At 56.9% G+C, this 23,674-nt stretch carries 22 protein-coding genes, 1 pseudogene and 1 riboswitch; of the genes and pseudogenes, 21 read left to right on the forward strand and 2 right to left on the reverse strand.

Features of this window, described 5'->3' with window-relative positions:
* The first annotated feature begins 186 nt into the window (after positions 1-186).
* The 13 genes from Q7F15_RS10040 (at position 187) to Q7F15_RS10100 (ending at position 12,708) form a co-directional block, all read left to right on the forward strand.
* Positions 187-345 (forward strand): hypothetical protein, encoded by a 159-nt coding sequence (locus tag Q7F15_RS10040; protein WP_171564817.1) that lies wholly within the window; start codon positions 187-189, stop codon positions 343-345.
* Positions 342-1,085, forward strand: coding sequence for a 5-oxoprolinase subunit PxpB (gene pxpB, locus Q7F15_RS10045; protein ID WP_171564818.1), 744 nt, complete (start codon positions 342-344; stop codon positions 1,083-1,085). Before Q7F15_RS10040 ends, pxpB begins: the two co-directional genes overlap by 4 nt.
* Positions 1,082-2,086, forward strand: coding sequence for a 5-oxoprolinase subunit C family protein (locus tag Q7F15_RS10050; protein WP_171564819.1), 1,005 nt, complete (start codon positions 1,082-1,084; stop codon positions 2,084-2,086). The genes pxpB and Q7F15_RS10050 overlap by 4 nt, the downstream gene beginning before the upstream one ends.
* Before the next feature lie 11 nt (positions 2,087-2,097).
* Positions 2,098-2,865 (forward strand): 5-oxoprolinase subunit PxpA, encoded by a 768-nt coding sequence (gene pxpA / locus Q7F15_RS10055; RefSeq protein ID WP_171564820.1) that lies wholly within the window; start codon positions 2,098-2,100, stop codon positions 2,863-2,865.
* Between the two features lie 21 nt (positions 2,866-2,886).
* Positions 2,887-4,074, forward strand: a complete 1,188-nt coding sequence (locus Q7F15_RS10060; RefSeq protein ID WP_171564821.1) for an NRAMP family divalent metal transporter — start codon at positions 2,887-2,889, stop codon at positions 4,072-4,074.
* Between the two features lie 83 nt (positions 4,075-4,157).
* On the forward strand, positions 4,158-4,949 hold the full coding sequence (locus tag Q7F15_RS10065) for a putative hydro-lyase (protein ID WP_171564822.1): 792 nt from the start codon (positions 4,158-4,160) through the stop codon (positions 4,947-4,949).
* A 1-nt stretch (position 4,950) separates the two neighbouring features.
* On the forward strand, positions 4,951-6,231 hold the full coding sequence (locus Q7F15_RS10070) for a purine/pyrimidine permease (RefSeq protein WP_171564823.1): 1,281 nt from the start codon (positions 4,951-4,953) through the stop codon (positions 6,229-6,231).
* A 68-nt stretch (positions 6,232-6,299) separates the two neighbouring features.
* The gene (locus Q7F15_RS10075; protein WP_171564824.1) at positions 6,300-7,136 is read left to right on the forward strand and encodes an alpha/beta fold hydrolase; all 837 of its coding nucleotides are present in this window, start codon (positions 6,300-6,302) and stop codon (positions 7,134-7,136) included.
* A 260-nt stretch (positions 7,137-7,396) separates the two neighbouring features.
* Positions 7,397-8,707 carry a branched-chain amino acid transport system II carrier protein gene (gene brnQ / locus Q7F15_RS10080; RefSeq protein ID WP_171565017.1) on the forward strand — a complete coding sequence of 437 codons (1,311 nt, stop codon included), beginning with the start codon at positions 7,397-7,399 and terminating at the stop codon, positions 8,705-8,707.
* A 214-nt stretch (positions 8,708-8,921) separates the two neighbouring features.
* Positions 8,922-10,115, forward strand: a complete 1,194-nt coding sequence (locus Q7F15_RS10085; protein WP_216369281.1) for a DUF418 domain-containing protein — start codon at positions 8,922-8,924, stop codon at positions 10,113-10,115.
* 114 nt (positions 10,116-10,229) lie between these two features.
* Positions 10,230-11,408 carry an acyltransferase gene (locus Q7F15_RS10090; protein ID WP_304414309.1) on the forward strand — a complete coding sequence of 393 codons (1,179 nt, stop codon included), beginning with the start codon at positions 10,230-10,232 and terminating at the stop codon, positions 11,406-11,408.
* A 142-nt stretch (positions 11,409-11,550) separates the two neighbouring features.
* Positions 11,551-11,955 (forward strand): MarR family winged helix-turn-helix transcriptional regulator, encoded by a 405-nt coding sequence (locus Q7F15_RS10095; RefSeq protein ID WP_304414310.1) that lies wholly within the window; start codon positions 11,551-11,553, stop codon positions 11,953-11,955.
* A gap of 48 nt (positions 11,956-12,003) precedes the next feature.
* Entirely contained in the window at positions 12,004-12,708 is a 705-nt protein-coding gene (locus Q7F15_RS10100; RefSeq protein ID WP_304414311.1) for a YczE/YyaS/YitT family protein, read from the forward strand.
* A gap of 75 nt (positions 12,709-12,783) precedes the next feature.
* Here the strand turns inward: Q7F15_RS10100 and Q7F15_RS10105 are convergent, their stop codons facing one another.
* The gene (locus Q7F15_RS10105; protein ID WP_304414312.1) at positions 12,784-14,085 is read right to left on the reverse strand and encodes an aminotransferase class I/II-fold pyridoxal phosphate-dependent enzyme; all 1,302 of its coding nucleotides are present in this window, start codon (positions 14,083-14,085) and stop codon (positions 12,784-12,786) included.
* Positions 14,086-14,258: 173 nt separating this feature from the next.
* On the opposite strand from Q7F15_RS10105, the pseudogene def reads away from it, so the two are divergent.
* A pseudogene (gene def / locus Q7F15_RS10110) lies at positions 14,259-14,785 on the forward strand (peptide deformylase).
* A 106-nt stretch (positions 14,786-14,891) separates the two neighbouring features.
* On the opposite strand, the gene Q7F15_RS10115 reads toward def, so the two are convergent.
* Complete coding sequence (locus tag Q7F15_RS10115) at positions 14,892-15,626, reverse strand: CAP domain-containing protein (protein ID WP_171564830.1); 735 nt, start codon at positions 15,624-15,626, stop codon at positions 14,892-14,894.
* 7 nt (positions 15,627-15,633) lie between these two features.
* A riboswitch (cyclic di-AMP (ydaO/yuaA leader) is annotated at positions 15,634-15,783 on the reverse strand.
* Between the two features lie 169 nt (positions 15,784-15,952).
* Here Q7F15_RS10115 and Q7F15_RS10120 point away from each other — a divergent pair.
* From Q7F15_RS10120 to Q7F15_RS10150, 7 genes are all read left to right on the forward strand, one after another.
* Positions 15,953-16,108, forward strand: coding sequence for a hypothetical protein (locus Q7F15_RS10120; RefSeq protein ID WP_171564831.1), 156 nt, complete (start codon positions 15,953-15,955; stop codon positions 16,106-16,108).
* 244 nt (positions 16,109-16,352) lie between these two features.
* Positions 16,353-17,318, forward strand: a complete 966-nt coding sequence (locus Q7F15_RS10125) for a phosphotransferase family protein (RefSeq protein WP_304414313.1) — start codon at positions 16,353-16,355, stop codon at positions 17,316-17,318.
* A 37-nt stretch (positions 17,319-17,355) separates the two neighbouring features.
* Positions 17,356-18,090 carry a 2-phosphosulfolactate phosphatase gene (locus Q7F15_RS10130; protein ID WP_171564833.1) on the forward strand — a complete coding sequence of 245 codons (735 nt, stop codon included), beginning with the start codon at positions 17,356-17,358 and terminating at the stop codon, positions 18,088-18,090.
* 407 nt (positions 18,091-18,497) lie between these two features.
* On the forward strand, positions 18,498-19,886 hold the full coding sequence (locus tag Q7F15_RS10135; protein WP_171564834.1) for an amino acid permease: 1,389 nt from the start codon (positions 18,498-18,500) through the stop codon (positions 19,884-19,886).
* A 234-nt stretch (positions 19,887-20,120) separates the two neighbouring features.
* Positions 20,121-20,768 carry a TetR/AcrR family transcriptional regulator gene (locus tag Q7F15_RS10140; protein WP_230076929.1) on the forward strand — a complete coding sequence of 216 codons (648 nt, stop codon included), beginning with the start codon at positions 20,121-20,123 and terminating at the stop codon, positions 20,766-20,768.
* A 2-nt stretch (positions 20,769-20,770) separates the two neighbouring features.
* Positions 20,771-21,454, forward strand: coding sequence for a DUF2306 domain-containing protein (locus Q7F15_RS10145; RefSeq protein ID WP_171564836.1), 684 nt, complete (start codon positions 20,771-20,773; stop codon positions 21,452-21,454).
* Positions 21,455-21,585: 131 nt separating this feature from the next.
* Complete coding sequence (locus Q7F15_RS10150; protein ID WP_304414314.1) at positions 21,586-23,658, forward strand: thioredoxin domain-containing protein; 2,073 nt, start codon at positions 21,586-21,588, stop codon at positions 23,656-23,658.
* Positions 23,659-23,674: the final 16 nt, after the last annotated feature.

Genomic DNA, 23,674 nt, shown 5'->3' on the forward strand with positions numbered 1-23,674 from the left:
AGACCACTTAAAGCTGACGGATGTCAGGAAGTCCGCAAGCCTTGTCGGATCGACGGCAAGCAGCTTGCGGACGTTTTTATTAACGGAAAATTCGTGATTGTATACGGATTGAAAATTGTCGTATAATGAAAAACAAAAAAACGAAAACGGAACAAAAATTCCGAATATCGGAACGGAGGGTGAGGATTGTCGGACATCAACAAATCGGTCCACAAGGCGGCGGACCTGCTTCAGCTGTTTCTCGCCCGCCAGCACCTGTCGGAAACGGTCGAACCTGCCGTTCACCCGAACATGTGCGGACACGGACTGGCATGGCGACAACCGTCAGGAGGGAATCGGCGATGAAGGTACGTCTGGAACCGCTCGGCGATCACGCCGTGGTCGTCCGCTTCGGGACAAGCATTGACCCGCACATTCACAGCCAGGTGATGCAATTTTCCGCATCGCTGGAGCAGGAGCCGCTGCCCGGCATGGTGGAATACATCCCCGCTTATGTTACTGTCACGGTGTTTTACGACCCCTTCCAGTTGTACGAGCGATACAAGGGACGGCAGCGGATGGACGGAGGAAGCCGTCAGCCGTTTTCACCCTATGAATGGTTCTGCGGGCAGATTCGCGAAAGGCTGAACAATCTGGGGCAAACAGCCCCTGTCAGCGGCCGGTTGGTCAAGATTCCCGTCCTATACGGGGGCGAAATGGGCCCCGACCTCGGGGAAGTGGCCCGCCACAACAACCTGACGGAGCAGGAAGTGATTGAAACGCACGCCTCTGGCGATTACCAGGTGTACATGATCGGATTTGCCCCCGGATTTCCCTATATCGGGGGGATGCCGGAAAAAATCGCCACACCGCGGAGACAGTCACCCCGCCTGTCCATTCCGGCAGGTTCTGTCGGTATCGCCGGCAAGCAGACTGGCATCTATCCGCTGGAAACGCCGGGCGGTTGGCAGATCATCGGCCGCACGCCGCTGAGGCTGTTCCGTCCGGAAGCAGATCCGCCCAGCCTGCTGCAGGCAGGGGATCGCGTCCAGTTTGTGCCCATAACGGAAGAGGAATTTCGCGCATACGAGGAGGGATCGGCATGACGATACGCGTCATTCGCCCCGGACTGCTGACAACGGTCCAGGATGCTGGGCGTTACGGGTATCAAAAACACGGCGTGATCGTAAGCGGGGCGATGGACCCGGTTGCCCACCGGGCCGCCAATCTGCTGGTGGGCAACTGCGACGCAGACGCCACGCTGGAAATGACGCTGATCGGACCGGCCCTCGAATTTACGGAGGACGCGCTGATCGCCATTTGCGGCGCCGATTTGTCGCCCACGATCGCCGGCGTTCCCGTGCCGCTGTGGAAGCCGGTGTGGGTAAAAAAGGGCGCCGTCCTGGAGTCAGGCGGCTGCCGTGCCGGGGCGCGCAGTTACCTGGCTGTGGCCGGAGGGATACAGGTGCCGGTGGTGATGAACAGCAGCTCTACATACTTGCGGGCCGGTATCGGCGGTCATGAGGGGCGGCCGCTTCGTGCCGGAGACGTTTTGAAAGCCGGGCCGCTTCCGGAACAGTCGACGATGATGATCCGCCACTTGCGCTCGCACGCGGAGGAGGGGGCATTTGTTCCGGCAGAGTGGGGGATCGGACCGGAATTGCTGCCGGCATACGATTCATCGCCAGTGATACGGGCCATGCGCGGCAGTCAGTGGGACTGGTTTACAGAAGCGAGTCAGGAGGCATTTTTTTCGCAGGCGTTTCGGATCTCACCGCAATCGGACCGAATGGGCTACAGGCTGGAGGGACCTGTCTTGTCGCTCGTCTCGCAGACGGAGCTGATCTCCGAAGCCGTGTCGTTTGGCACTGTGCAAGTCCCGGCCGAGGGCAAGCCCATCGTGCTGCTGGCCGACCGGCAGACGACGGGCGGCTATCCGAAAATCGCCCAGATTGCCAGTGTCGATCTGCCGCTCATCGCCCAGACCAAGCCGGGGGATGTGATCCGGTTCGTCGAAATCAGCCGGGCCGAAGCGGAAGCGCTGCTGCTTGAGAGGGAGTACAGCATTCGGCAGGCCAGGTTGGGCATTCAGTTCAAACTTGCATAGGAGGGATTTGCATGCACCGCGTGGATCTCAATTGCGACATGGGAGAGAGCTTTGGCGCCTACACGATTGGAAACGACGAAGCGATTCTGCCCTATATCACTTCCGCCAACATCGCCTGCGGCTTCCATGCCGGCGATCCGGGCACAATGCGCCGGACGGTAAAGCTGGCACTGGAACACGGCGTCATGATCGGCGCCCATCCGGGCCTGCCTGATCTGCAGGGCTTCGGCCGGCGCAACATGGCCGTATCTCCGCAGGAAGCGTACGATCTGATCGTCTATCAGGTGGGAGCACTGCAGGGCTTTGTACAGGCGGAAGGAGGCACGATGCAGCATGTGAAACCGCATGGAGCCTTGTACAACATGGCGGCTGCCAACCCGGAACTGGCCCGGGCGATTGCCGAAGCCGTCTATCGGATCAATCCGGAGCTTTACCTGGTCGGACTCGCGGGCAGTCAGCTTGTTGTGCAAGGGAAGAACATCGGTCTGCATGTAATCAACGAAGTCTTTGCCGACCGCACCTATCAGCAGGATGGCTCGCTGACGCCCCGCAGCCAGCCGGATGCGCTGATTGCCGATGACGAACAGGCGGTCTCCCAAGTAATCCGCATGGTCAAGGAAGGTAAGGTGACCACACGGCAGGGGACAGACATCGAGATAACGGCGGAAACCGTCTGCATCCACGGCGACGGTCCGCACGCACTGACGTTTGCCCGCAAGATTCGTGCGGCGTTGGAAACGTCTGGAATCGCAGTCAAGGCGATGAAACATCCAATGTAGAGACAATCGGGGGGATCTATTATGAAAGCATCGAGAATCAGCCTGCTGTTGGGTGCCGCATTTTTGATGGCTACGTCCGCCATCGGACCGGGCTTCTTGACGCAGACGACTGTATTTACGCAGCAGTTGGCCGCCAGTTTTGGCTTTGTCATCCTGATGTCGATCCTGCTGGACATCGGGGCGCAGCTGAACGTGTGGCGCATTATCACGGTCTCGGAAAAGCGGGCCCAGGACATTGCCAACATGGTCCTGCCCGGCCTGGGTTACCTCGTCGCTCTGCTGATCGTCCTGGGCGGTCTGGCGTTTAACATCGGAAACGTCGCCGGAGCGGGGCTGGGATTGAACGTGCTGTTTGGCATCTCTGCAGAGACGGGGGCGTTGGTAAGTGCAATCATCGCCATCGGGATTTTCCTCGTGCGCGAAGCAGGCAAACTGATGGACCGATTTGCCCAGTTCATGGGCGCTGTCATGATTGTCCTGACCCTGTACGTAGCGGTCACCTCTTCGCCGCCTGTGGGGGAAGCGGTCGTCAAATCCTTTGTTCCCGACACCATTGACGTGCTGGCGATCGTCACCCTGGTGGGCGGCACGGTCGGGGGATACATCACGTTTGCCGGCGGCCATCGTCTCCTGGATGCGGGGATCAAGGGGGTTTCCTCCTTGCCGGAAGTGACGAAAAGTTCTGTCTCCGGTATCGCCATCGCGTCTGTCATGCGCATCATCCTGTTTCTCGCGGCGTTAGGCATCGTCGCCCAGGGGCTGCAATTGGACCCGTCCAATCCGCCTGCATCCGTCTTTCAGTTGGCGGCAGGGCAGGTGGGGTACAAAATCTTCGGCGTGGTCATGTGGGCCGCGGCGATCACTTCGGTCATCGGCAGCGCCTACACATCGGTCTCGTTTATTCGTACCTTCCATGAAAAGATTGACCGTTACCACAACTGGATCATCGTCGGCTTCATCGCTGTTTCCACGCTGGTCTTTGTGCTGGTCGGCCGTCCCGTGAAAATCCTCGTTTTGGTGGGGGCGTTAAACGGCTTGATTCTCCCGCTAACGCTCGGGGTGATGCTGATCGCCGCCTATCGCAAAAACATCGTCGGGGATTACAAACACCCGCTGTGGATGACCATTTTCGGCTTGATCGTCACGATTACGATGGCAGTCATGGGCGTATATACCTTGGTGAATGAGCTGCCGAAACTGTTCCAATAATCAGGAAGAATGGATACCGCAGGACGCTTGCCGCCGCCTGCGGTGTTTTCCGTGCAATCCACGACTGAATGGAGGGACTGAGCATGAACGAGTTTGCGTCGATGCATCCGAAAGAGGCCCGTATGCTGATGCGGGAAGGGCGTTGGGACAAACCGACGGCAGGAATGGCTGCCGGATATGCACAGGCCAACCTGGTGATTTTGCCGCAATCGCTCGCTTTTGACTTCCTGCTGTTTTGTCAGCGCAATCCAAAGCCGTGTCCCGTACTGGATGTGACCGAACCCGGATCACCCGTTCCGGCACTGGTCGCTCCGGACGCCGACCTGCGTACCGATCTCCCCCGATACCGTGTCTATCGGAAGGGTGTACTGGCGGAGGAAGTCACCCGGATTGACCATTTGTGGCGGGAGGATATGGTCGCCTTTTTACTGGGGTGCAGCTTTACCTTTGAACAAGCGCTGCTGGACAACGGCATTCCGGTGCGCCACATCGAACAACACTGCAACGTGCCCATGTACGTAACCAATCTGGACTGTGCAAAGGCGGGCCGCTTCTCCGGCCCGATGGTGGTCAGCATGCGGCCCATTCCGCACGATCAGGTGGTGCGGGCGGTACAGGTCACCTCCCGCTTTCCGGCGGTGCACGGCGCACCCGTCCACATCGGCGACCCGCGGCAGATCGGGATAGCCGATGTAAACACGCCTGACTTTGGCGATCCCGTCCCGATTTATCCGGGGGAGGTCCCCGTCTTTTGGGCCTGCGGCGTGACGCCGCAAGCTGTGGCGATGCGCTGCAAACCGGAACTGATGATCACCCACGCTCCGGGGCACATGTTTATTACCGACCAGCGGGACGCACAGTACGGGGTACTGTAACATGCGGCAGGCACTCTCGATCATTCAGTGGGCCATGTTTATCCTCGCCGGCAGTGTGGTGGCTCCGCTCGCGATCGGGCAGGCGTACGGCATGACGCCGGTGGAAATCGCCGACTTTGTGCAGCGCTCGCTGTTTGTCCTGGGGGTCGTATCGGTCCTGCAGGCCCTCTGGGGACACCGGCTGCCCATCGCCGAGGGGCCCGCAGCGCTGTGGTGGGGCGTGTTTCTCCTGTTTGCTTCCCTGGCTCCCGCGATGGGACTCCAGCCGCGCGAGGTTCTGCCTGCCCTGGAACTGGGGCTGATCGCAAGCGGCCTGATTTTCCTTGCACTGAGCGCGTTTGGCTGGATGGACCTGATTCGCCGGCTGTTTTCGCCGACGGTGGTCGGCACGTATTTTCTCCTGCTGGTGGCGCAGATGAGCGGACCGTTTGTCACGGGCATCCTGGGAGCAAAATCGGGCGCGATTGACGGAAAAGCGGCGGCCATTTCGCTCGCTACGCTCATCGTGTCGCTGGTCCTGGCAAGGAGCCGATACCAACTGCTGCGCAGTTATTCGGTGCTGATCGCAATTGCGTTTGGCTGGTCCTTGTTCGTCCTGGCGGGCCTGTACCAGAAAATCGAAGCACCGGCAGAGGACTGGGTTTCCCTGCCTCATCTGCTGTCGTGGGGATGGCCGCACGCTGACGGCGGCATTATGCTGACCTCGCTCATCGTCACCGTCCTTTTGCTGAGCAATCTGATCGCCAGCATGGAGGCGGTGAAACGGGTGGTCCACCCTGCCGAGCCCGTCAGTGCCAACCGGTCCGGCATCATCATGGGCATCAGCCAACTGCTGTCCGCCGCGTTTTCCACGATCGGCTTCGTGCCGGTGTCCTACACGGCCGGCTTTATCCTGACCACGCGGATGAAGGACAAATGGCCGTTTGTGATGGGCAGTCTGCTGCTGGTCGCGGTCAGTTTCATACCGGCGGTCACGCTGTGGTTTGCCTCGATCCCCGTCTCGGTGGGGTACGCCAGCGTGTTCCTCTCGTTTGCCAACATGATTGGCATGGGAATCCAGGAGATCGCCAAAAGCGGGCTGGATGAACGGCAGGGGTATATCGTCGGCGTTGCGCTGATGGCCGGTGTCGGCTGCATGTTTTTGCCCGCCTCATTCCTGGCGCAGCTGCCGCCCTACATCAGTCCGCTCGTCAGCAACGGTCTTTTGATGGGCGTGCTGATCTGCATGGCGCTGGAGCGGCTGGTCCACTCGCGGCCTGCGTCCAGCCGGGAAAGCGAATAATTCTTCCCATTTTTCTGCAAACGTGGTATGATGACACAGAACAAACGTTCGAGTTGGGAGGAAGGCATATGGAATGCGTGCTGGACGACGTGACGGTTCATTACGTAGAGTACGGTGAGGGATTTCCTGTATTGATGCTGCACGGATTTTCACCTGATCATCGGCTGATGACGGGCTGCATGGAGCCTGTCTTCGCCGACCGTCCGGGCTGGCGGCGGATCTATCTGGACCTCCCGGGGATGGGACGGACCAAAGCAGCGGATTGGATCACAGGATCGGATGAGATGTTGTCGGTCGTCGAGCGGGTGGTGGAGCGGCTGATACCGCACGGAGCGCCGTTTTTGGTCGCGGGAGAATCCTACGGAGGCTATCTCGCCAGAGGGCTGCTCACCCGACAGGCGCATCGAATGGCCGGTATGCTGCTGATCTGTCCGGCCATTCACGCGGAAAAGGAGAAACGGGACCTGCCCCCGCTTACCGTGCTGGCTCGGGATGAGAAACTGCTGGCCGAACTGACGCCGGAAGAGCGGGAGGAGTTTACCTCCATTGCTGTCGTGCAGGACCGCTGCAGCTGGGAGCGCTTTGAGCGGGAAATCCTCTCCGGCTTACAGATGGCCGACAAGCACTTTCTGAACAAGCTGAAGCAGCGATTCTCGTTTTCCTTTGATGTGGAACCGCTGGTCGGGCGGTATGACAAACCGGTGCTGATCCTGACCGGACGGCAGGATGACTGCACGGGCTACCGGGACGTGTGGACGATCCTGGAGCATTATCCGCGGGCTAGCTTCGTCGTGTTGGATCGCGCGGGCCACAACCTGCAGATCGAGCAAAGCCGGCTGTTTACCGCGCTCGTCCACGAATGGCTGGACCGAGTGGAGGAGGAGCTGCGCAGGGAAAAACGGTAGTCTGCGTCAGTCAGGCAGCCGGTTATGTTCCTATGTCTCCGCTTGTCGTCCGCACGAGTAACAATTTCAGCGTGCAGACACAGGACTCGGCGTACCATCCTGATCAGGAACGTATTTTTCAAATAAATTGAAATCATTTACAAAAGTGAACATTGCGAATATCGCGTTGCTACTGGATTCCCGGCGGAAAAGTTGATAGAATCCCTCTCTATATAGGAGGAGGGAGCTATACTGTGAAACATACGCTGTCCAAAAAGGACATGGTCCTGATCAGTTTTATGCTGTTTTCCATGTTTTTTGGGGCGGGAAATCTCATTTTTCCGCCGTTTCTCGGCCAATCGGCCGGTGAGCAGGTGTGGCTATCCCTCGCAGGCTTTCTGCTGTCGGCGGTAGGGCTGCCGATTCTCGGGGTCGTTGCCATCGCCAAGGCGGGCAGCTTTTTCGCGCTGTCCCAACGCGTGCACCCGGTCTTTGCCTGGCTGTTCCCGCTCTTGATCTACCTGTCGATCGGTCCCGGTCTGGCGATTCCGCGCGCCGGAAGCCTGGCGTTTGAGATGGGAATGGCGCCGTTTCTGCCGGCTGCCTGGTCGACGCAGCCGTGGGGGCTGGCCGTGTACTCCGCCGTCTTCTTCGCGGTGGTCTTCTGGCTGAGCCTGTCCCCGTCCAAACTGGTGGATCGCTTCGGCAAGTTGTTGACCCCGACGCTGTTGGCAATCATTTTGCTCATCTTTGTTAAAAGCCTGCTGTCTCCGATGGGGCCATCGGCGCAGCCTGTCGGGCCGTACGCCGAGCATCCCGCGTTTCAGGGATTTCTCGACGGGTATCTGACCATGGATGCGCTGGCCGCTTTGGTCTTCGGCATCGTCGTGGCCAACACGCTGCGCGCCAAGGGCATCGAGGACAAAGGCCGCCTGTCCGTCTACATGATTGGCGCCGGTCTCGGGGCGGGTGTGCTGTTGGGCGTCATTTACGTGATGCTGGGGATGATTGGTTCCGCCAGTTCGTTCTTGGGCAAAGCGGACAACGGGGCGCAGATTCTGACCAACGTGATGGGCTACCTGTTCGGCGCCAGCGGGAAAGTGCTGCTTGGCGTCGTGTTTACGGTGGCGTGTCTCTGCGTTTCCATCGGACTGGTCACCTCGTGCAGCCAGTACTTCAACAGCCTGCTGCCGCGCCTTTCGTACCGGGCCTGGGTAAGCATCCTCTGTCTCGTCAGCATGACGATCGCCAACCTGGGGTTGACGCAAATTCTCGCGGTCTCCGTACCAATCCTGGGAGCGATCTATCCGGTCGCCATCGTGCTCATCCTTCTGGCGCTGGCCGACCGCGTCATTTCCGCCCGTTCGTTTGTCTACGTGACCACGGTCAGTCTGGTCGCGCTGTTTGGCGTGATTGATCTGATCAATGCGACGGCGGGAAATCACCGCTGGGACACCTGGCTGAATGCGCTGCCGCTGTACGCGCAGGGAGCCGGCTGGGTGATGCCGGCGCTGATCGGGTGCTGCGCCGGCATGGTGCTTGATTTCAGCAGACGAATCCGGGGCGAAAGAAGAGAGGAGCAGCCGTCCTAAGACGGCGATGCAGGGGGGAAGAAGCAGACGATTCTGCTTTTTCCGCCCTGTTTTATATTTCCCGCGTCTTGCGTAAGAAAGCTCGGGATTCATACCGGCAGCATCTCGTGCTTGCGCCCTTGTTATTCTGGAAGATTGTGACTTTTTGCCGGTACGTTCGTAGTAACCAAGGGAAGATTACATAGGAAAACACGGAAGATACGAAAAAGAAAGGATGACGCGAGTGAAGGCAACACCCGTCTCGGCTGGGGAGAGGATCGCCGAACTGGATGTTCTGCGCGGATTTGCCCTGTTTGGCATCTTTTTGGTGAACATGCCCACTTTCCTTATGCCTGACCTGTTTCTCCCAGATGACCGTTTGCCGCTGTCGCATTCGGTGTCGGACGATTGGATTCGGCTGCTGTTCGACATGTTTGTCCAAACCAAGTTTTACACCATCTTTTCATTTTTGTTTGGCGCCGGATTTTACCTGTTCATGAGTCGGGCAGAGCAGAAGGGATATGCGGCCAAACGGTTGTATCTGCGCCGCTTGACCGGGCTGATGCTGTTCGGGCTGGTCCACCTGCTGTTTTTCTGGTATGGGGACATTCTCCACACCTATGCGCTGGCGGGCTTGTGTTTGCTCTGGTTTTTCAACAGATCGGAAACGTCCATACGCAGGGCGGCACTCATTCTGCTGATCGGGTGGAATCTGTTGATGGCGCTGACGCTGTTGATTCCCGGCGAATCTTCGTACAGCGCTGAAACATGGCAGCTTGCACAGGAAACGATCTCCGTGTACAACCAGGCGGGGCTGGCGGAATGGCTGCAGTTCCGCTGGACCCATGAACTGCCGATCGTGCTGCAGAACGATTTGATAAACGTCTTGTCCATCCTGCCGCTGTTTTTGCTGGGATTGTACGCAGCCAAAAAGGGCGTCTTTCATCGTCCCGAACAGCACATGGCGGCCATCAAGCGCGTCTGGCTGTTGGCGCTGGCTGCAAGCGTTCCGCTGGTGGCGATGATTCCGCTTGTCCAATCTGGCGTCGTGGACCTGCCTGCACCGCCCGACATAGCTGGACTGGTGTTTATCGGGTGGAGCGGCCTGGCGCTGTGCGCGTTTTACATCACGTCACTGCTTCTGCTGATGCGGACAGGGCGAGGACGAAAGCTGCTGGCACCACTCGCGCCTGTGGGGCAGATGGCTCTGACCAATTACCTGGCGCAGACCGTTCTGTCGCTTTGCATCGTCCGGTTTTTCCATCTGTACGGGGAGGCGGAGATGTGGCTCGGACTTGTGCTGTGCCTGGTGATTTTTCCGCTGCAGGTGGCGTGGAGCCATTGGTGGCTTGCCCGCTATCGATTCGGACCGCTGGAGTGGCTGTGGCGCTGTTTGACATACGGTATTGTTCCACAGATGAAACGATGAGGCACATTCGCATCGGTCCGCCGCCCGCGCTGCACTTTCAGGCCAGTGCGGCGGATCGGCAGGATGTGAATATCTGTATTTTTTTGAACGGGAGAAAGGGTTGGAAACGAGTCAATGGCCCGAAAAGAACGAATTGTTGAACTGGACGCGTTACGCGCTTTTGCCTTTTTTGCAGTGGTGTATCAGCACGTGATCGGCGTCTACATGCGAAAGCCCGGAGTGGACGAGATGACGGCATTTTTGTACGGAAATCTATTTCACCTGTTCAAGTTTGCCGTTCCGGCTTTCGTCTTTATTACCGGACTGGTGCTGTTTTACAACTACTACGACCGGGTGAACTACCCCGGCTTTATCCGCAAGCGGTTTACCGAGATCGTCGTGCCCTACGCGATCTGGTCGCTGATCTACATGGTGTGGCGCCGAGACGTGACCGGGTGGGACGTCTCGGCGCTCGTCAGCTTCGTGAAATCGTTGGTCGCAGGCACCGCCTCGTACCACCTGTGGTTTGTCGTCATGATCTTTCAGTTTTATCTGCTGTACCCGCTGCTGTTAAAAGGCTTCAAGGCGGCAAAGCAGCATTTGTCCGGCCGCGCGGCACATGTGCTCGCCGTCGCAGCGGCGGCGTTCGTGTACGCGGGACTGATGTGGGTGTCGGCACGCTATCTGCCAGCTCATCCGTTCCGTTTTGACGTGGCCTGGCTGGACGCGTATCTGATCACCTGCAGGGACCGCAATTTCCTGTACTATTCCTTTTATTTCCTGATGGGCGGGATGGTCGCGTTGGCACTGCCCGCGTTCCGTTCGTTTCTGCAGCAGCGCTGGCCCTACCTGCTGATTGTGTTTGCCGCTGCCTACGCGTACATCGGGTATGAGCTGGTCAGGGATTCGGGCGGCTATATGGTCAACCTCAACGTGGCCACGTCGCTGAAACCGTCCATGTTTATCTATACGGTGGCCCAACTGCTGCTGATCTACCTGCTGGCCGTCCTCGTGACAAAACGGAACTCGCGCTGGACTGCCTTGTTTGCGATGATCGGCCGGAATTCATACGGAGCGTACCTGGTTCATGCCCTCGTGCTCACGTACGTGATGAAGGGTTTGAACCTCTGGGATGTCACCTTTAGCAGCATGTTTGGCAGTGTGATCGCGTTTCTGCTCTGTTCAGCGGCTTCGATCGCTCTCTCGTACGGACTGGCAAAACTGCCGTTTGGAGCATTGTTGGTCGGGGCGGCGGAAAAAAAACGGGCCAGCGCGCCGGGACAGGCGGACAAGCAGTGGAAGCAGGCGATGTAAGAGGATGATACGAAAAAGGCTTCTCTACAGGGGAAGCCTTTTTGCATGTGCTCCGTCAGATTGACAATTTCCACGGCGTATCTGTATACTTAGCTGGGTAAAAGTTAGCTAGGTAAATAATTGGCGGGAGGAATGTGTCACCGTGTACGGACACAAGGTGAATCAACTGGGCAGGCGTTTTTCCAAGACGCTGAACGAACGACTGACCCCGCTGGGTCTGTTCACGGCCCAGTGGGCTGTCGTCGTGCGGCTGCTGGAAGGGCCGGCCACGCAGACGGAGTTGTGCCAATACCTGTGCGTGGAAGCGCCAACAATGACCCGCACGCTGGCCCGGATGGAGCAGGCAGGATGGATCGAGCGGCACAGCGGTGCGGACAAACGGGAGCGGCGGGTGGCACTTACGGAGAAAGCCCGAGCGATGGCGGACGAGTGGATGCGCGCATCAGACTTCGTCGAAGCGAAAGCCGTGCGGGGAATTTCCGCCGACGAGCTGGCTGTGTTTTCCAGCGTGATAGATCGCATGATGAAGAATTTGAGTGAATTGTAGAAAGAGCCGCAGCAGGCGGCAGGAGATAGGAGAGGAGCAGAGATTGCGATGAAGCGAAAACAGGCAGGGTTGAGGCGTGCGGGGGTTTTCGGCGCCAAGCTGGTGCTGTTTGTCGCCGGTCTGATGGTGCTGGCGCTGGGCGCCGTGTCGTTGATGCGCGCCGCGGTGGGCGTCGCCACCTGGGACGTGCTGCACATCGGGTTGGCCGGGCTGACGGGCTGGTCGATCGGCACGTGGGTGCAGATCGTCGGCATCGCGATGATCGGCATGGCGTGTGTGCTGGACCGTCAGTGGCCGCGTATCGGCAGCGTCGCCAACATCCTTTTGATCGGCTATTTTGTCAACGGATTTCTCGACGCCGGGATCGTGCCGACGTTTTCGGCCTTGTGGGCCCGGTTTGCCCTGCTGCTTGCGGGGATTGTGCTGATGGGGATCGGGTCCGGCATGTACGTGGCTTCCGGCATCGGGGCGGGGCCGCGAGACGGGCTGACGCTGTCCCTGGCTCGGCTGACCGGCCGGTCGATCCGGCTCGTCCGCACCTTTCTGGAAGGGATTGCACTCTTGTGCGGCTGGCTGGCAGGCGGTCCCGTCTCCGTAGGAACGTTTGTCTCCGTGTTCCTGATTGGTCCGGTCATGCAGGCCTCGCTCGGCTTTTGGCGCAGTCAGGTGCAGCGCTGGGAACGCTGGGGCGGGGAGCAGTCGGGACCGCAGGCGATTCCCCGCGTTCAAGGCCAGGCAGAGCGCGCCTCCTGATTGAAAAGCGACAAAGAAAAAGCGTTTTGGCGATAGAAGCCAAAACGCTTTTTTGCTGGGCGGTGCCGTGCTCTGCTATTGTTGTCCCTGCAGGTCTTTTACGCCGCTGTACACCAGGTTGAACAGGTCCTCGATCTGTTCCTCCTCGATGCAGGAAAAGGCGATGCGCAGATCGGTGTCGCCCAGAGCGATCGTGCCGACGCCGTATTTCTCCAGCAGGTGCGTGCGGAGTTCTTCTGCGTTGACGGTTTTCAATTTGAGGCACATGAAGTAGCCCGAGTTGAACGGATAGTAGGTCCAGGCGTCGTCAAACCGGCCGCTGTCCAACAGCTCTTTGACGCGGTTGGCCCGGCGCTTCATGATCTCAAATTTTTCCTGCTTTTGCGCCTGGAATTCCGGGGCGTTCAGCGCATGCAAAACAAAGGTCTGCGACGGATGCGGACCGCTGGAGATGGTCGCCCGAATGATGCCGAGCGTTTTCTGTTCCAGTGCGGCCAGTACCGCATCGTTGGCTGCGCCGTACGTGATAAAGCCGACGCGGAATCCCCAGACGTATTCCTCCTTGGTGGCGCCGTCCACCTTTACCGGCAGCACGCGCGGATGCAGGCCGCACAGCTCGGCAAACAGGGATTCTCGCATCGAGTCTTCGAAGAACAGGCTGAAGTACGCGTCATCCGTAACGGCCACGATGTTGATACCGGCTTCGGCCGCTTCCTTCAGTGCGGCAACAATCTGCTTGCCTTCCTCGATGCCCGGCGTGTACCCTGTCGGGTTGTTGGGGAAGTTGAGCACGACGATGGCCTTGCCTTTTTCCTTTTGCGCCAGGATGGCATCGCGGAGGCCGGCTGCGTTAAACTTCATGTCCGCGTTGTAGAGCGGGTAGTAGACCAGTTCTGCTCCACGGCGAATGGAGAAGGTGAGCTCGTAGTTTTCCCAGTTTTTGTCCGGCAGAATGACGGCGTCTCCCGGCCCGGCGAACAGATCAGCGACCACGCTCAGCCCGTGGGTCAGCGCATTGGTGACGATTGGATTGCCAAAGGTTTTATCCGCAAGCGACGGATGTTCCTCGATCATCTTTTTCCGCCATGCCGCACGCAGTTCCGGTTTACCCGCGGGCGGGGCGTACTCGTACAGATCCTTGGGATTGTAGGCGGACAAGGTGCTTTGGATCACGTCCAGATGCATCGGTTGGCCGTTTTCCAAGGCAATTCCAATCGTGGCATTGTATTTGTGCCCTTTTGCCTTGGCTTCGGCAGACTGGCTGAGTATGCCTTCCTTGGGAAAGTAGATGAGCTTGCCCAAGTCGGACAGCATGGCAAAGACGTGCGGATTTTCTCGCTGAAGCGTTTCGTTGAGCTTTGCTGCCAATGAATGCATGGTTTCCTCCCTCTTCGTTTCCATCATCAATCATGTTTACCATTAAAGATAGCGCATATAAGTGTGTTTGTCGATTGAAAAAACGGACGGAAGCCGGCGCAGATCAATTGACGGATGTCAGGTGCATTTGTTACGGTGAATACACGACAGTCTCAAACGAGAGGGGAACCGATATGGCAGAACGGCTCATCGTAAAATTGGGCGATCCGATCCTGCGGCAAATCTCGAAGCCAGTGACTGCCGTCACGAAAAACGTGGAAAGAATCTTGAACGACATGGCGGACACCATCTACGCCGACGAGGGCAGGGCAGGCTTGTCCGCAATCCAGATCGGCATACCGAAGCAGCTGGTCGTGATGGACTGCGGTACCGGCCTGGTGGAGCTGATCAACCCGCGGATCGTGGAAAAAAAGGTGCAGAGATAGGGGCCGAAGGGTGCTTGTCCATTCCCGGCGTGGTCGGCAGAGTGAAACGGGCCACGTACGTGAAGGTAATAACGCTGAACCGGGCGGGCGAAGAAGTGGTCCTCGAAGCGGAAGGCTATTTGGCCCGCTGCATCCAGCACGAAATCGACCATCTGAATGGCATCCTGTACATCGACTACGTCAACGTTCTGTATGATGCCAGCACCGGCAAGCGGCTGAAACCCGAGGCCGCCAATCCGATTCTCGCGCATAAACGCCCATTGATCCGGTATTAGCGGTCTGCCCGGCATTGACGAAACGAGCGATGCAGCTGACGTCGCCGGCAAAAAAGCCGTGCCTCTCATGCGAGAAGCACGGCTTGCTGTTTCCATTGTTCATCGTTTATCCGGTAAATTCCTGCACCCAGTAACCATTGTAGTACGCCACGCCAATTTTCGTGAAGTTCGGATTCAAAATATTGGCGCGATGGCCTTGGCTGTTCATCCATTGCTGCATGACTTCCTGCGGGCTGCGCTGACCCATGGCGATATTTTCGCCGGCCGTTCTGAATGTGATGCCGTATTGTTTCATCATGTCAAACGGAGAACCGTAAGTCGGGCTGGTGTGGCTGAAGTAGCGGTTTTGGTACATGTCGACCGCTTTGTCCATGGCCACTTTGGACAGGGCGCTGTCCAGCGTCAGCGGCTTCAAGCCGGCTTTCGCGCGCTCCTGATTCACCAGGTCGGCCACCTGCTTGGCAAATTGAGAAACGGACGGTGCCGCTTGTTGGGCCGGTGCTTTCGGCTGGGTCACAGCATTGTTGTTGGCGGGAGCTGTCTGATTTTGTGCCGGTTGTTGCACCGGTTTATTAACAATTACCGGTTTCTTCACGATTACTGGCTGCTTGACGGTTACCGGCTGTTTCACAGTAGTCGGTTGTTTCACAATGACCTGGTTGTTCACGGTCCAGATAGGGGTAATGCTCCGTACCTTTTGGTAAAAATCGGAATATTGAACCAATTGTTTTTGGCTGGTGATCGATTGGTACGGGCACGTCGCGGCAAATGCGGACGTGGAAATGCTGGTTACGGCCAATCCCATAGCGATGGCAAGAATCGGCTTGGCAAATCGTTTCATGTGCACATCGTCTCCTTTTCTTCGCCTACGAGGTTAGTTGTCGGGTTAGGATTGAGGAGACAACCCTTTGCCATGCGGCAATTCACCCCATGCAGACCGTGGTCTGCAAAAAAATCCCCCGCACTTCCACTCTCGGAAGTTTCGGCTTGTTTTTGGCTCGCTTACGAGAATAACAAAGATACCGGAAAAAAGGAACCTTTAAAATATGGAAATGAGATGGAAACGACGGTCACTTAGCGCCCACCGTGCCCGCTGTTATCGGCCGTATAGCAATCTCGGATTTGCAACCATACTAAATGGGAAACCAACATGGGAGGCGATCAGCGATGGACAAGCAGACAGATGTCAATGTGGAACTGCAGCAGGTGGGCGCGTATCCGACCAAGCAGAAAATGCACCAGCAAAACGTGACGCTGCTGGATGAGAAAGAGCGCGAGACGACACCGACGAAGCAGCCGTCCAGCGAAAATACGCAGGGCTAATCAGGCAATCAGTCCGCGAATTGATACCAACAGGAAGTCATGGTACAAAACGGTTATCCTGCCCAGACGGGATAACCGTTTTTTTATGACGTTCGTGGACGTTCGTGACAAACGGCGCAGGCATGTCGACGTGCTCTCGGCCATGCCGCCATCATAAAGAACATGTATGGAAGTACCAGAATGTTCTTGTTATCAGAAGCATGGATGATATAATGAAAAAGCTGCCATTTTTGGGAGGTGTAGCATGAACGGACAAATCGAATGGCTGCGAAGCAAAAGTCCCGCACTTCGATCAGCAGTCGGCTTCGAGCCGATCACCAATGGGTTTTCGACAGACAGAAAATATCTGGTCCGGATGTTGTCGGAAGAACGGCGAATCCTGCGCATAGCAGACCAGAGCAACTGGGAGCGGAAGCGGTCGGAGTTTCATATTCTCCACGCCCTGCAACCGTTCGGGGCGAGCATTCCGCAGCCGATTGAATACGGGATATCAGAGGACCTGCAGATTTGCTACATCCTGTTGTCCCATATCGACGGAGAGGTCGCCCGGGACATGCTGCCTCTCTGTACGGAAGAAGAACAGTTTTTTATCGGATGGCAGGCGGGTCAAGACCTGAGAAAACTGCACCAGCTTCACGCGCCGTCCGGCATCCCCGCCTGGCATTCGCGAGCCGTCCAAAAACACGCGAGATACCTCGAAGCGTATCGCACTGCTGGCAGTGCCATACCCCACGACGAGAAAATCATGGCGTTTGTGGAAGAACACAAAGCGTATCTGCGCAAGCGGCCAAACCGGTTCCAGCACGATGATTTCCACGTGGGCAATCTGATCGTAAAGGACAAGCAATACGCCGGGACCATCGATTTCGACCGGTTCGATTGGGGAGATCCCATCTGCGACTTTTGCAAGCTGGCCTTGTTCAGCAGAGAAGTAAGCGTCCCCTTTTGCTTCGGACAGATTATCGGATATTTTTACCCACGCAAGATCCCGCCGGAGTTTTGGACGTTGTACGCGGTATACGTGGCGATGAGTCTGTTCTCCGCCGTGGTCTGGACTGCCCAAATGGGTCATGAGCAGCGTCAGGAGATGCTCGGCAGAGTGCAGCTCATTGCGGAAGATCACCTGTATTTTGAACGCATGGAACCGGTGTGGTTTTCACAAGATCGAGACAAGTGGGAAGCGTTCGCGCAGTCGCATTGTCAACATTGAAGAGGGACACGCAGTCCTGGAAAGGAAGGGGAAGCAAATGGCGGATGTGGCAGTGTTTCAGCAAAACGGATTTCACGCCCGTTTTGATTGGGGGTATGAAGGGGTGAAAGCCTTGGCCCCTGTTTCCGACATCGTGGTGATCGTCGATGTGCTCTCGTTTACGACCTGTGTCGATGTGGTCCTCGCTCGGGGCGGAGTGGTGTATCCATATCGCTATCGGCATGCGTCCGCCTCGGAGTACGCAGCCAGCGTACAGGCCGTATTGGCCGGTAAACGCGGCGAGCCCATCTCGCTGTCTCCCGCTTCGCTCTCTGCGATTGACGAGGGGTGCCGGATCGTACTGCCGTCGCCCAACGGAGCCACGTGCGCCTTTTTGGCAAAGGACAGCGGCGCGATTGTGGTGGCCGGCAGTTTGCGGAATGCCTCGGCGGTGGCCCGGTTCATCCGAAATACAGGGGGCATCGTCACGGTGATCGCCAGCGGAGAGCGGTGGCCGGACGGCAGCCTCCGTCCCGCATTCGAGGACATGGTTGCGGCAGGGGCGATCCTCGGAGAACTTCACGGATACCGGCTGTCACCGGAGGCCCGCCTGGCTGTCGCTGCCTTTGACGCCGCCAAGTCGGAGATGTACCCGCTGCTGTGTGAGTCTGCCTCGGGACGGGAGCTGATCGCGGCGGGATTTGCCGAGGATGTGGCGATCGCTTCCGTTTGGAATGCCAGCCAGGTGGTTCCCGTGCTCAATCGCGAAGGGGCATTTGTTTCCGGATATTAAACATTTGTTTAAAAAATTCCTTCGTCTCACTCGCAAACGCTCCTCAATCATGATCTGCATCGTTGTGACAAACACGGACGCAGGGCCTCACTGTGCCATGTGACCTTGCTCAAATTGATTGAACAATCACATATTTTTAATTATTCGATTACGTCAGAAATGTTGATTTACCAATGTTTTTTTACTTGCACAATTGTCTTCGCGAAGAAAACATATTACAATACAATTACTTCAGCGCGAAGCAGAAGGAAAATAGTGTACAATTTTTCTCACTATTAGGAATGCTGAATAAAAATGGTACTGTCAAAAAACGGGATACCTGCCGCGTCATCGCGGACGAAAGGAGTGTCCCGCAGCATTCCTGAAAAGACAGCCGGTGTTGGCAGAAAGGAAAGAGGGAGCGACTAGTGGCGAACAAGGAATTGAAGCGGGGCCTGCAAGCGCGTCATATTCAAATGATCGCGTTGGGCGGAACAATCGGAGTTGGTTTATTCATGGGCTCGGCGAGCACGATCAAATGGACAGGCCCGTCCGTGATGCTCGCGTACGCAATTGTCGGGATTTTTATCTTTTTCATCATGCGTGCAATGGGGGAAATGCTGTACCTGGAGCCCAGCACGGGATCATTTGCGACCTTTGGACACAAGTATATCCATCCCCTGGCAGGTTATGTGACGGCCTGGAGCAACTGGTTTCAGTGGGTCGTCGTCGGGATGTCGGAAATCATCGCCGTCGGGACGTACATGAAATACTGGTTCCCGGATTTGCCCGCCTGGATACCAGGGTTGATCGCGATGCTGATCCTCGGTGCGGCAAACCTGTTCTCCGTGAAATCGTTTGGTGAATTTGAGTATTGGTTTGCCATGATCAAGATTGTGACCATTGTCTTGATGATCGTTGCCGGGTTTGGACTGATTTTCTTCGGTTTTGGCAACGGAGGAAACGCCATCGGGTTGTCTAACCTGTGGGAACACGGCGGATTCTTCGCAGGCGGCTGGACAGGCTTTTTCTTTGCGCTCTCGCTGGTGATCGGGGCTTATCAAGGGGTGGAGCTCATCGGGATTACCGCCGGTGAGGCAAAAGATCCGCGCAAAACGCTGACAAGTGCGATTCAAAGTATCATTTGGCGGATTCTGATCTTCTACATTGGTGCGATCTTTGTAATTGTAACCGTTTACCCGTGGGATCAACTGCAGTCGATCGGCAGCCCGTTCGTGGCAACCTTCGCGAAAATCGGGATTACGGCCGCAGCAGGGTTCATCAACTTTGTCGTCATCACTGCCGCCATGTCTGGCTGCAACAGCGGCATCTACAGTGCGGGTCGCATGCTGTACACGCTGGGGGTAAATGGACAAGCGCCGAAATTCTTTACCAAGCTGACCCACAACGGCGTGCCGCTGCTCGGAACGCTCGGCGTTCTCGTAGGGCTGGCCGTAGGTGTTGTCTTGAACTACCTGGCACCGGAAAATCTGTTTGTCTATGTATACAGTGCCAGTGTGCTGCCCGGCATGGTTCCGTGGTTTGTGATTCTGATCAGTCAAATCCGCTTCCGTAAGGCAAAAGGCGCCGAGATGGCACAGCATCCGTTCAAAATGCCGTTTGCACCGGTATCCAACTATCTGACGATTGCCTTCCTGCTCATGGTGCTGGTAGGGATGTGGATCAATCAAGAGACGCGCATCTCCCTTGTGGCGGGGCTGGTCTTCCTGGCTATTGTCGTGATCAGTTACTTTGCGTTTGGAGTGGGCAAGGCCAAAACCACGACGCAGGCGGAAGCCCATGAGGAAATCGCGTAAGAACGGATATGCGGTTAACGAAAAACGAAAAATCGATCTGTAAAGAGGGACATGTAAAAATGTCCCTCTTTTTTATGTTTATGCTCGCAATCAAAAAATAACTTGACTAAATAACTTAACCGGGGTTAACCTTTTAACTGAATTCAAAAGATCAAGTGGAGGGATTAGCAAATATCCGGATTGCAGGAAAAGATACAACCGGAAGCTATCGGAAAAGGAGGGCAGAACCAACTGATGGGTAAAAAGGTGCCACTGCGTGAGCTCAAAAAGGCGAAGTCGAAAATTGCGCTCTTTCAGGCAAGTCTCGATCTGATCGGCAAAAAGTCGTTTAAAGACGTGAAGGTGGAAGACGTATGCGAAAAAGCGGAAGTCTCGAAGGTCACTTTTTTTAAATTTTTTCCGCAAAAAGAAGACGTACTGATTTACTTCATGTGCTTGTGGCTTACGGAGCGTATGATCGAACTCAAGCTGCATCCGAAACGGGGAATCGAGGCGATCCGTCATCTGTTTCAACACGTTGCCGCAGACGCCAGGGAAAGGCCGGGACTGATGCTGAGCTTGATCGGGTTTATGACGGAAGTAAACATGCACCCCCATATGCCGACCCTCAGTGAAGCGGAAATCCAGATTCTGTATCCCGACAAAGAAACGCTTGTTGACGCGGAAGCGCCCAATCTTGGTGCGTTGTTTACTCAGTTTATCGAGGAAGCGAAGGAAGACGGGGACATACCGGACCACCTGCCGACGGATGACCTGGTGAAAGCCACGTTCACCATTTTCTACGGCGCTTATCTTACCGCGCATCTATACAACTCTGATCAATTTATGGAGTTTTATGACCTGCATTTGCAACTATTTCTGTCAAACGGAGTGAACAGGTGAAGATGAGAAAAATATGGATGGGAGTCGCGTCTGTACTGGCTTTGGTCGTTTCCGCGTATGCGATTGTGCAGTTTGTCGTGTTCAACCCGAAAAGCGCCGGGCTGGTACAGCTGCATTTGTTGGATAAAGAGTTTCCTTATACACAGTGGGTCAATTTCCTGTATCTGCATGCCGTCGGATCGGCGATCGCTCTGGCCGTCGGGCCGTTGTTGTTCAGCACGCGGCTTCAGACAAAACACCTGCGCCTGCATCGCCAGTTGGGCAAACTGTATGTATTGTCGATCGGGGTTGGCGGGGTCTCCGGCATCTACCTGGCCTTTGAGGCACTCGGAGGGGTGATGAGTCAAGCGGGATTCCTGGCGTTGGACGTGGTCTGGCTGGCGGCCACCTATCTCGGGTACAAACGGATTCGTCAAAAGCAGGTCGAGCAGCATCGGGAATGGATGCTGCGCAGCTACGCGCTGACGTTTGCAGGCGTCACGCTGCGGTTCTGGCTCGGTTTGCTGGGGATGCTGACCATCCCGGTTGAAAGCCTCTCACAATCCGACTTGCTGTTGGGTGACTTTAACCGCATCTACCGGATTGACGCCTGGTTGTGCTGGGTCCCCAACCTGATCGCTGCCGAATGGCTGATCCGCAGGCGGCGCAAAAGCGGAGCCCAAGCGCGCTTTCCGCTTGCCGACTGACATGCGGCACTCCGATTTTCCTGTACGAAAAACAAGGATTGGATGGAAATGGGGCAATCGTGTTTTTTGTTCATGCAGGGTATGCTATGTGTCATATACAATAAAATCCAGTAAGGAAGGGGTTGTTCCCCATGACAACGCACCGCAAACCCAATCAATTGGCCAAAGAAAAATCACCGTATTTGCTTCAGCATGCCTACAACCCCGTTGATTGGTATCCGTGGGGAGAAGAAGCGTTCACCAAAGCCAAACAGGAAGACAAACCCATCTTCCTCAGCATCGGCTACTCCACCTGTCACTGGTGTCACGTGATGGAACGCGAATCGTTTGAAGACGAAGAAGTGGCCGCGCTGCTGAACGAAAAGTTTGTCGCCATCAAAGTGGATCGGGAAGAGCGGCCGGATGTTGACCACATCTACATGACGGTCTGCCAGGCGATGACCGGACAGGGCGGATGGCCGCTGACCATTGTGATGACGCCGGAGAAAAAGCCGTTTTTTGCCGGGACGTATTTTCCCAAGTCGGCCAAGTGGGGACGGCCGGGCGTGATGGACATTCTGCGGCAGCTTTCCGAGGTCTGGGAGAATGACCGGGGACGGATCGACCGCAGTGTGGACCACATATACAACACACTGGCGCCGCAGATGGCCCGGACCGCTCCGGGGACGCTGAGCCGGGAGACGTTTGGGAAAGCGTTGGAGCTGTACAAACAGCAGTTTGACGACAACTACGGGGGCTTTGGCGAAGCGCCCAAGTTTCCCACGCCGCACAACCTCATTTTCCTGCTGCGCCACGCCAAGGCGGCGGGTGAGACGGAGGCGCTGCAGATGGCGGAAACCACCTTGGAGCACATGCACCGCGGCGGCATTTACGACCACGTGGGATTCGGATTCGCCCGCTACTCCGTAGATCAAAAGTGGCTGGTGCCGCACTTTGAAAAGATGCTCTACGACAACGCGCTTTTGGCCTACGCGTATCTGGAGGCGTACCAGGCCACCGGCAAACGCGACTACGCCCGCGTCGCCCGCGACATTTTCACCTACGTCCTGCGCGACATGACCGACCCGGACGGAGGCTTTTATTCGGCGGAAGACGCCGATTCGGAAGGAGAAGAAGGCAAATTCTACATCTGGACGCCGTGGGAAGTGCGCGATGTGCTGGGGGATGAACTGGGGCAGCTATACTGCGAGGCGTATGACATCACGGAACACGGCAATTTTGAAGGACGCAGCATCCCCAATCTGATCGGGACCGATCTGGATGCGTTCGCCCGCCGCCGGGGAATGACTGTTGAGGAATTGACGCAGCGATTGGAAGAAGCGCGCCAGAAGCTGTTTGCCCGACGGAAACAGCGGACTCATCCGGGCAAGGACGACAAGATTCTGACGTCCTGGAACGGCTTGATGATCGCGGCGCTGGCCAAAGGGGGGCTGGTGCTGGAAGAGCCCGCATATCTGGAGGCGGCGGAGCGGGCATGTGAGTTTATCGAGAGCAAACTGCGCGACGCCAACGGCCGTCTGCTGGCTCGCTACCGCGACGGAGAAGCGGCGTATCTCGGCTACGTGGACGACTACGCTTTTCTCATCTGGGGGCTTACGGAATTGTATGAGGCCGGACAGGAGCCGCAGCACCTCAAGCGGGCGCTGGAGCTGGCCGATGATCTGCTCCGCCTGTTCTGGGATGAAGAAAACGGCGGACTGTTCTTCTACGGCAGTGACGGCGAACAGCTCATCGCCCGACCCAAAGAAATATACGACGGCGCGACTCCTTCCGGCAACGGCGTCGCCGCCTACACCTTCCTGCGGCTGTTCTACCTGACGGGACGAAGCGATTTGCGCGACAAGGCGGAGCACCTGTTGACGTCATTTGCGGGGAGCATCAATCAGTACCCCATCGGGTACAGCTTTTCCCTCTTGGCGATGCAGCTGCTCCTGCATCCGGTGCGGCAGGTGGTTATCGCGGGCCCAAGAGACGATGAGCGAACGCAGGCGTTTCTCCAGGAGACGCGCAGCGGTTACGCCCCGTTCACAGTGACTGTGCTGCACGATCCGACCGAAGAGCTGGGCAGCATGGCCGAAGTGGTCCGGGACAAAGTGATGCAGGGAGGCGAAGTGACGGCCTACATCTGCGAAAACTTCGCCTGCCGCGCGCCGATTACCGATCGGGAACAGTTCCAAGCAGAGCTGGAGCAGACTCGCGCGTGAGGGACTATTCCTGAAA

Origin of the sequence: Brevibacillus aydinogluensis (assembly GCF_961514395.1) — a bacterium.
In the GTDB taxonomy this organism is placed as follows: Bacteria; Bacillota; Bacilli; order Brevibacillales; family Brevibacillaceae; genus Brevibacillus; species Brevibacillus aydinogluensis.

Bases quoted from the DNA above. Each gene is read 5' to 3' on its own strand.
- Q7F15_RS10130 (WP_171564833.1), top strand. From the start codon at position 17,356: ATGGCGGATGTGGCAGTGTTTCAGCAAAACGGATTTCACGCCCGTTTT.
- brnQ (WP_171565017.1), top strand. From the start codon at position 7,397: ATGGTCCTGATCAGTTTTATGCTGTTTTCCATGTTTTTTGGGGCGGGA.
- Q7F15_RS10075 (WP_171564824.1), top strand. From the start codon at position 6,300: ATGGAATGCGTGCTGGACGACGTGACGGTTCATTACGTAGAGTACGGT.
- Q7F15_RS10145 (WP_171564836.1), top strand. From the start codon at position 20,771: ATGAGAAAAATATGGATGGGAGTCGCGTCTGTACTGGCTTTGGTCGTT.
- Q7F15_RS10085 (WP_216369281.1), top strand. From the start codon at position 8,922: ATGACGCGAGTGAAGGCAACACCCGTCTCGGCTGGGGAGAGGATCGCC.
- Q7F15_RS10105 (WP_304414312.1), bottom strand. From the start codon at position 14,085: ATGCATTCATTGGCAGCAAAGCTCAACGAAACGCTTCAGCGAGAAAAT.
- Q7F15_RS10090 (WP_304414309.1), top strand. From the start codon at position 10,230: ATGGCCCGAAAAGAACGAATTGTTGAACTGGACGCGTTACGCGCTTTT.
- pxpB (WP_171564818.1), top strand. From the start codon at position 342: ATGAAGGTACGTCTGGAACCGCTCGGCGATCACGCCGTGGTCGTCCGC.
- Q7F15_RS10060 (WP_171564821.1), top strand. From the start codon at position 2,887: ATGAAAGCATCGAGAATCAGCCTGCTGTTGGGTGCCGCATTTTTGATG.
- pxpA (WP_171564820.1), top strand. From the start codon at position 2,098: ATGCACCGCGTGGATCTCAATTGCGACATGGGAGAGAGCTTTGGCGCC.
- Q7F15_RS10150 (WP_304414314.1), top strand. From the start codon at position 21,586: ATGACAACGCACCGCAAACCCAATCAATTGGCCAAAGAAAAATCACCG.
- Q7F15_RS10065 (WP_171564822.1), top strand. From the start codon at position 4,158: ATGAACGAGTTTGCGTCGATGCATCCGAAAGAGGCCCGTATGCTGATG.
- Q7F15_RS10050 (WP_171564819.1), top strand. From the start codon at position 1,082: ATGACGATACGCGTCATTCGCCCCGGACTGCTGACAACGGTCCAGGAT.
- Q7F15_RS10140 (WP_230076929.1), top strand. From the start codon at position 20,121: ATGGGTAAAAAGGTGCCACTGCGTGAGCTCAAAAAGGCGAAGTCGAAA.
- Q7F15_RS10100 (WP_304414311.1), top strand. From the start codon at position 12,004: ATGAAGCGAAAACAGGCAGGGTTGAGGCGTGCGGGGGTTTTCGGCGCC.
- Q7F15_RS10120 (WP_171564831.1), top strand. From the start codon at position 15,953: ATGGACAAGCAGACAGATGTCAATGTGGAACTGCAGCAGGTGGGCGCG.
- Q7F15_RS10115 (WP_171564830.1), bottom strand. From the start codon at position 15,626: ATGAAACGATTTGCCAAGCCGATTCTTGCCATCGCTATGGGATTGGCC.
- Q7F15_RS10125 (WP_304414313.1), top strand. From the start codon at position 16,353: ATGAACGGACAAATCGAATGGCTGCGAAGCAAAAGTCCCGCACTTCGA.
- Q7F15_RS10070 (WP_171564823.1), top strand. From the start codon at position 4,951: ATGCGGCAGGCACTCTCGATCATTCAGTGGGCCATGTTTATCCTCGCC.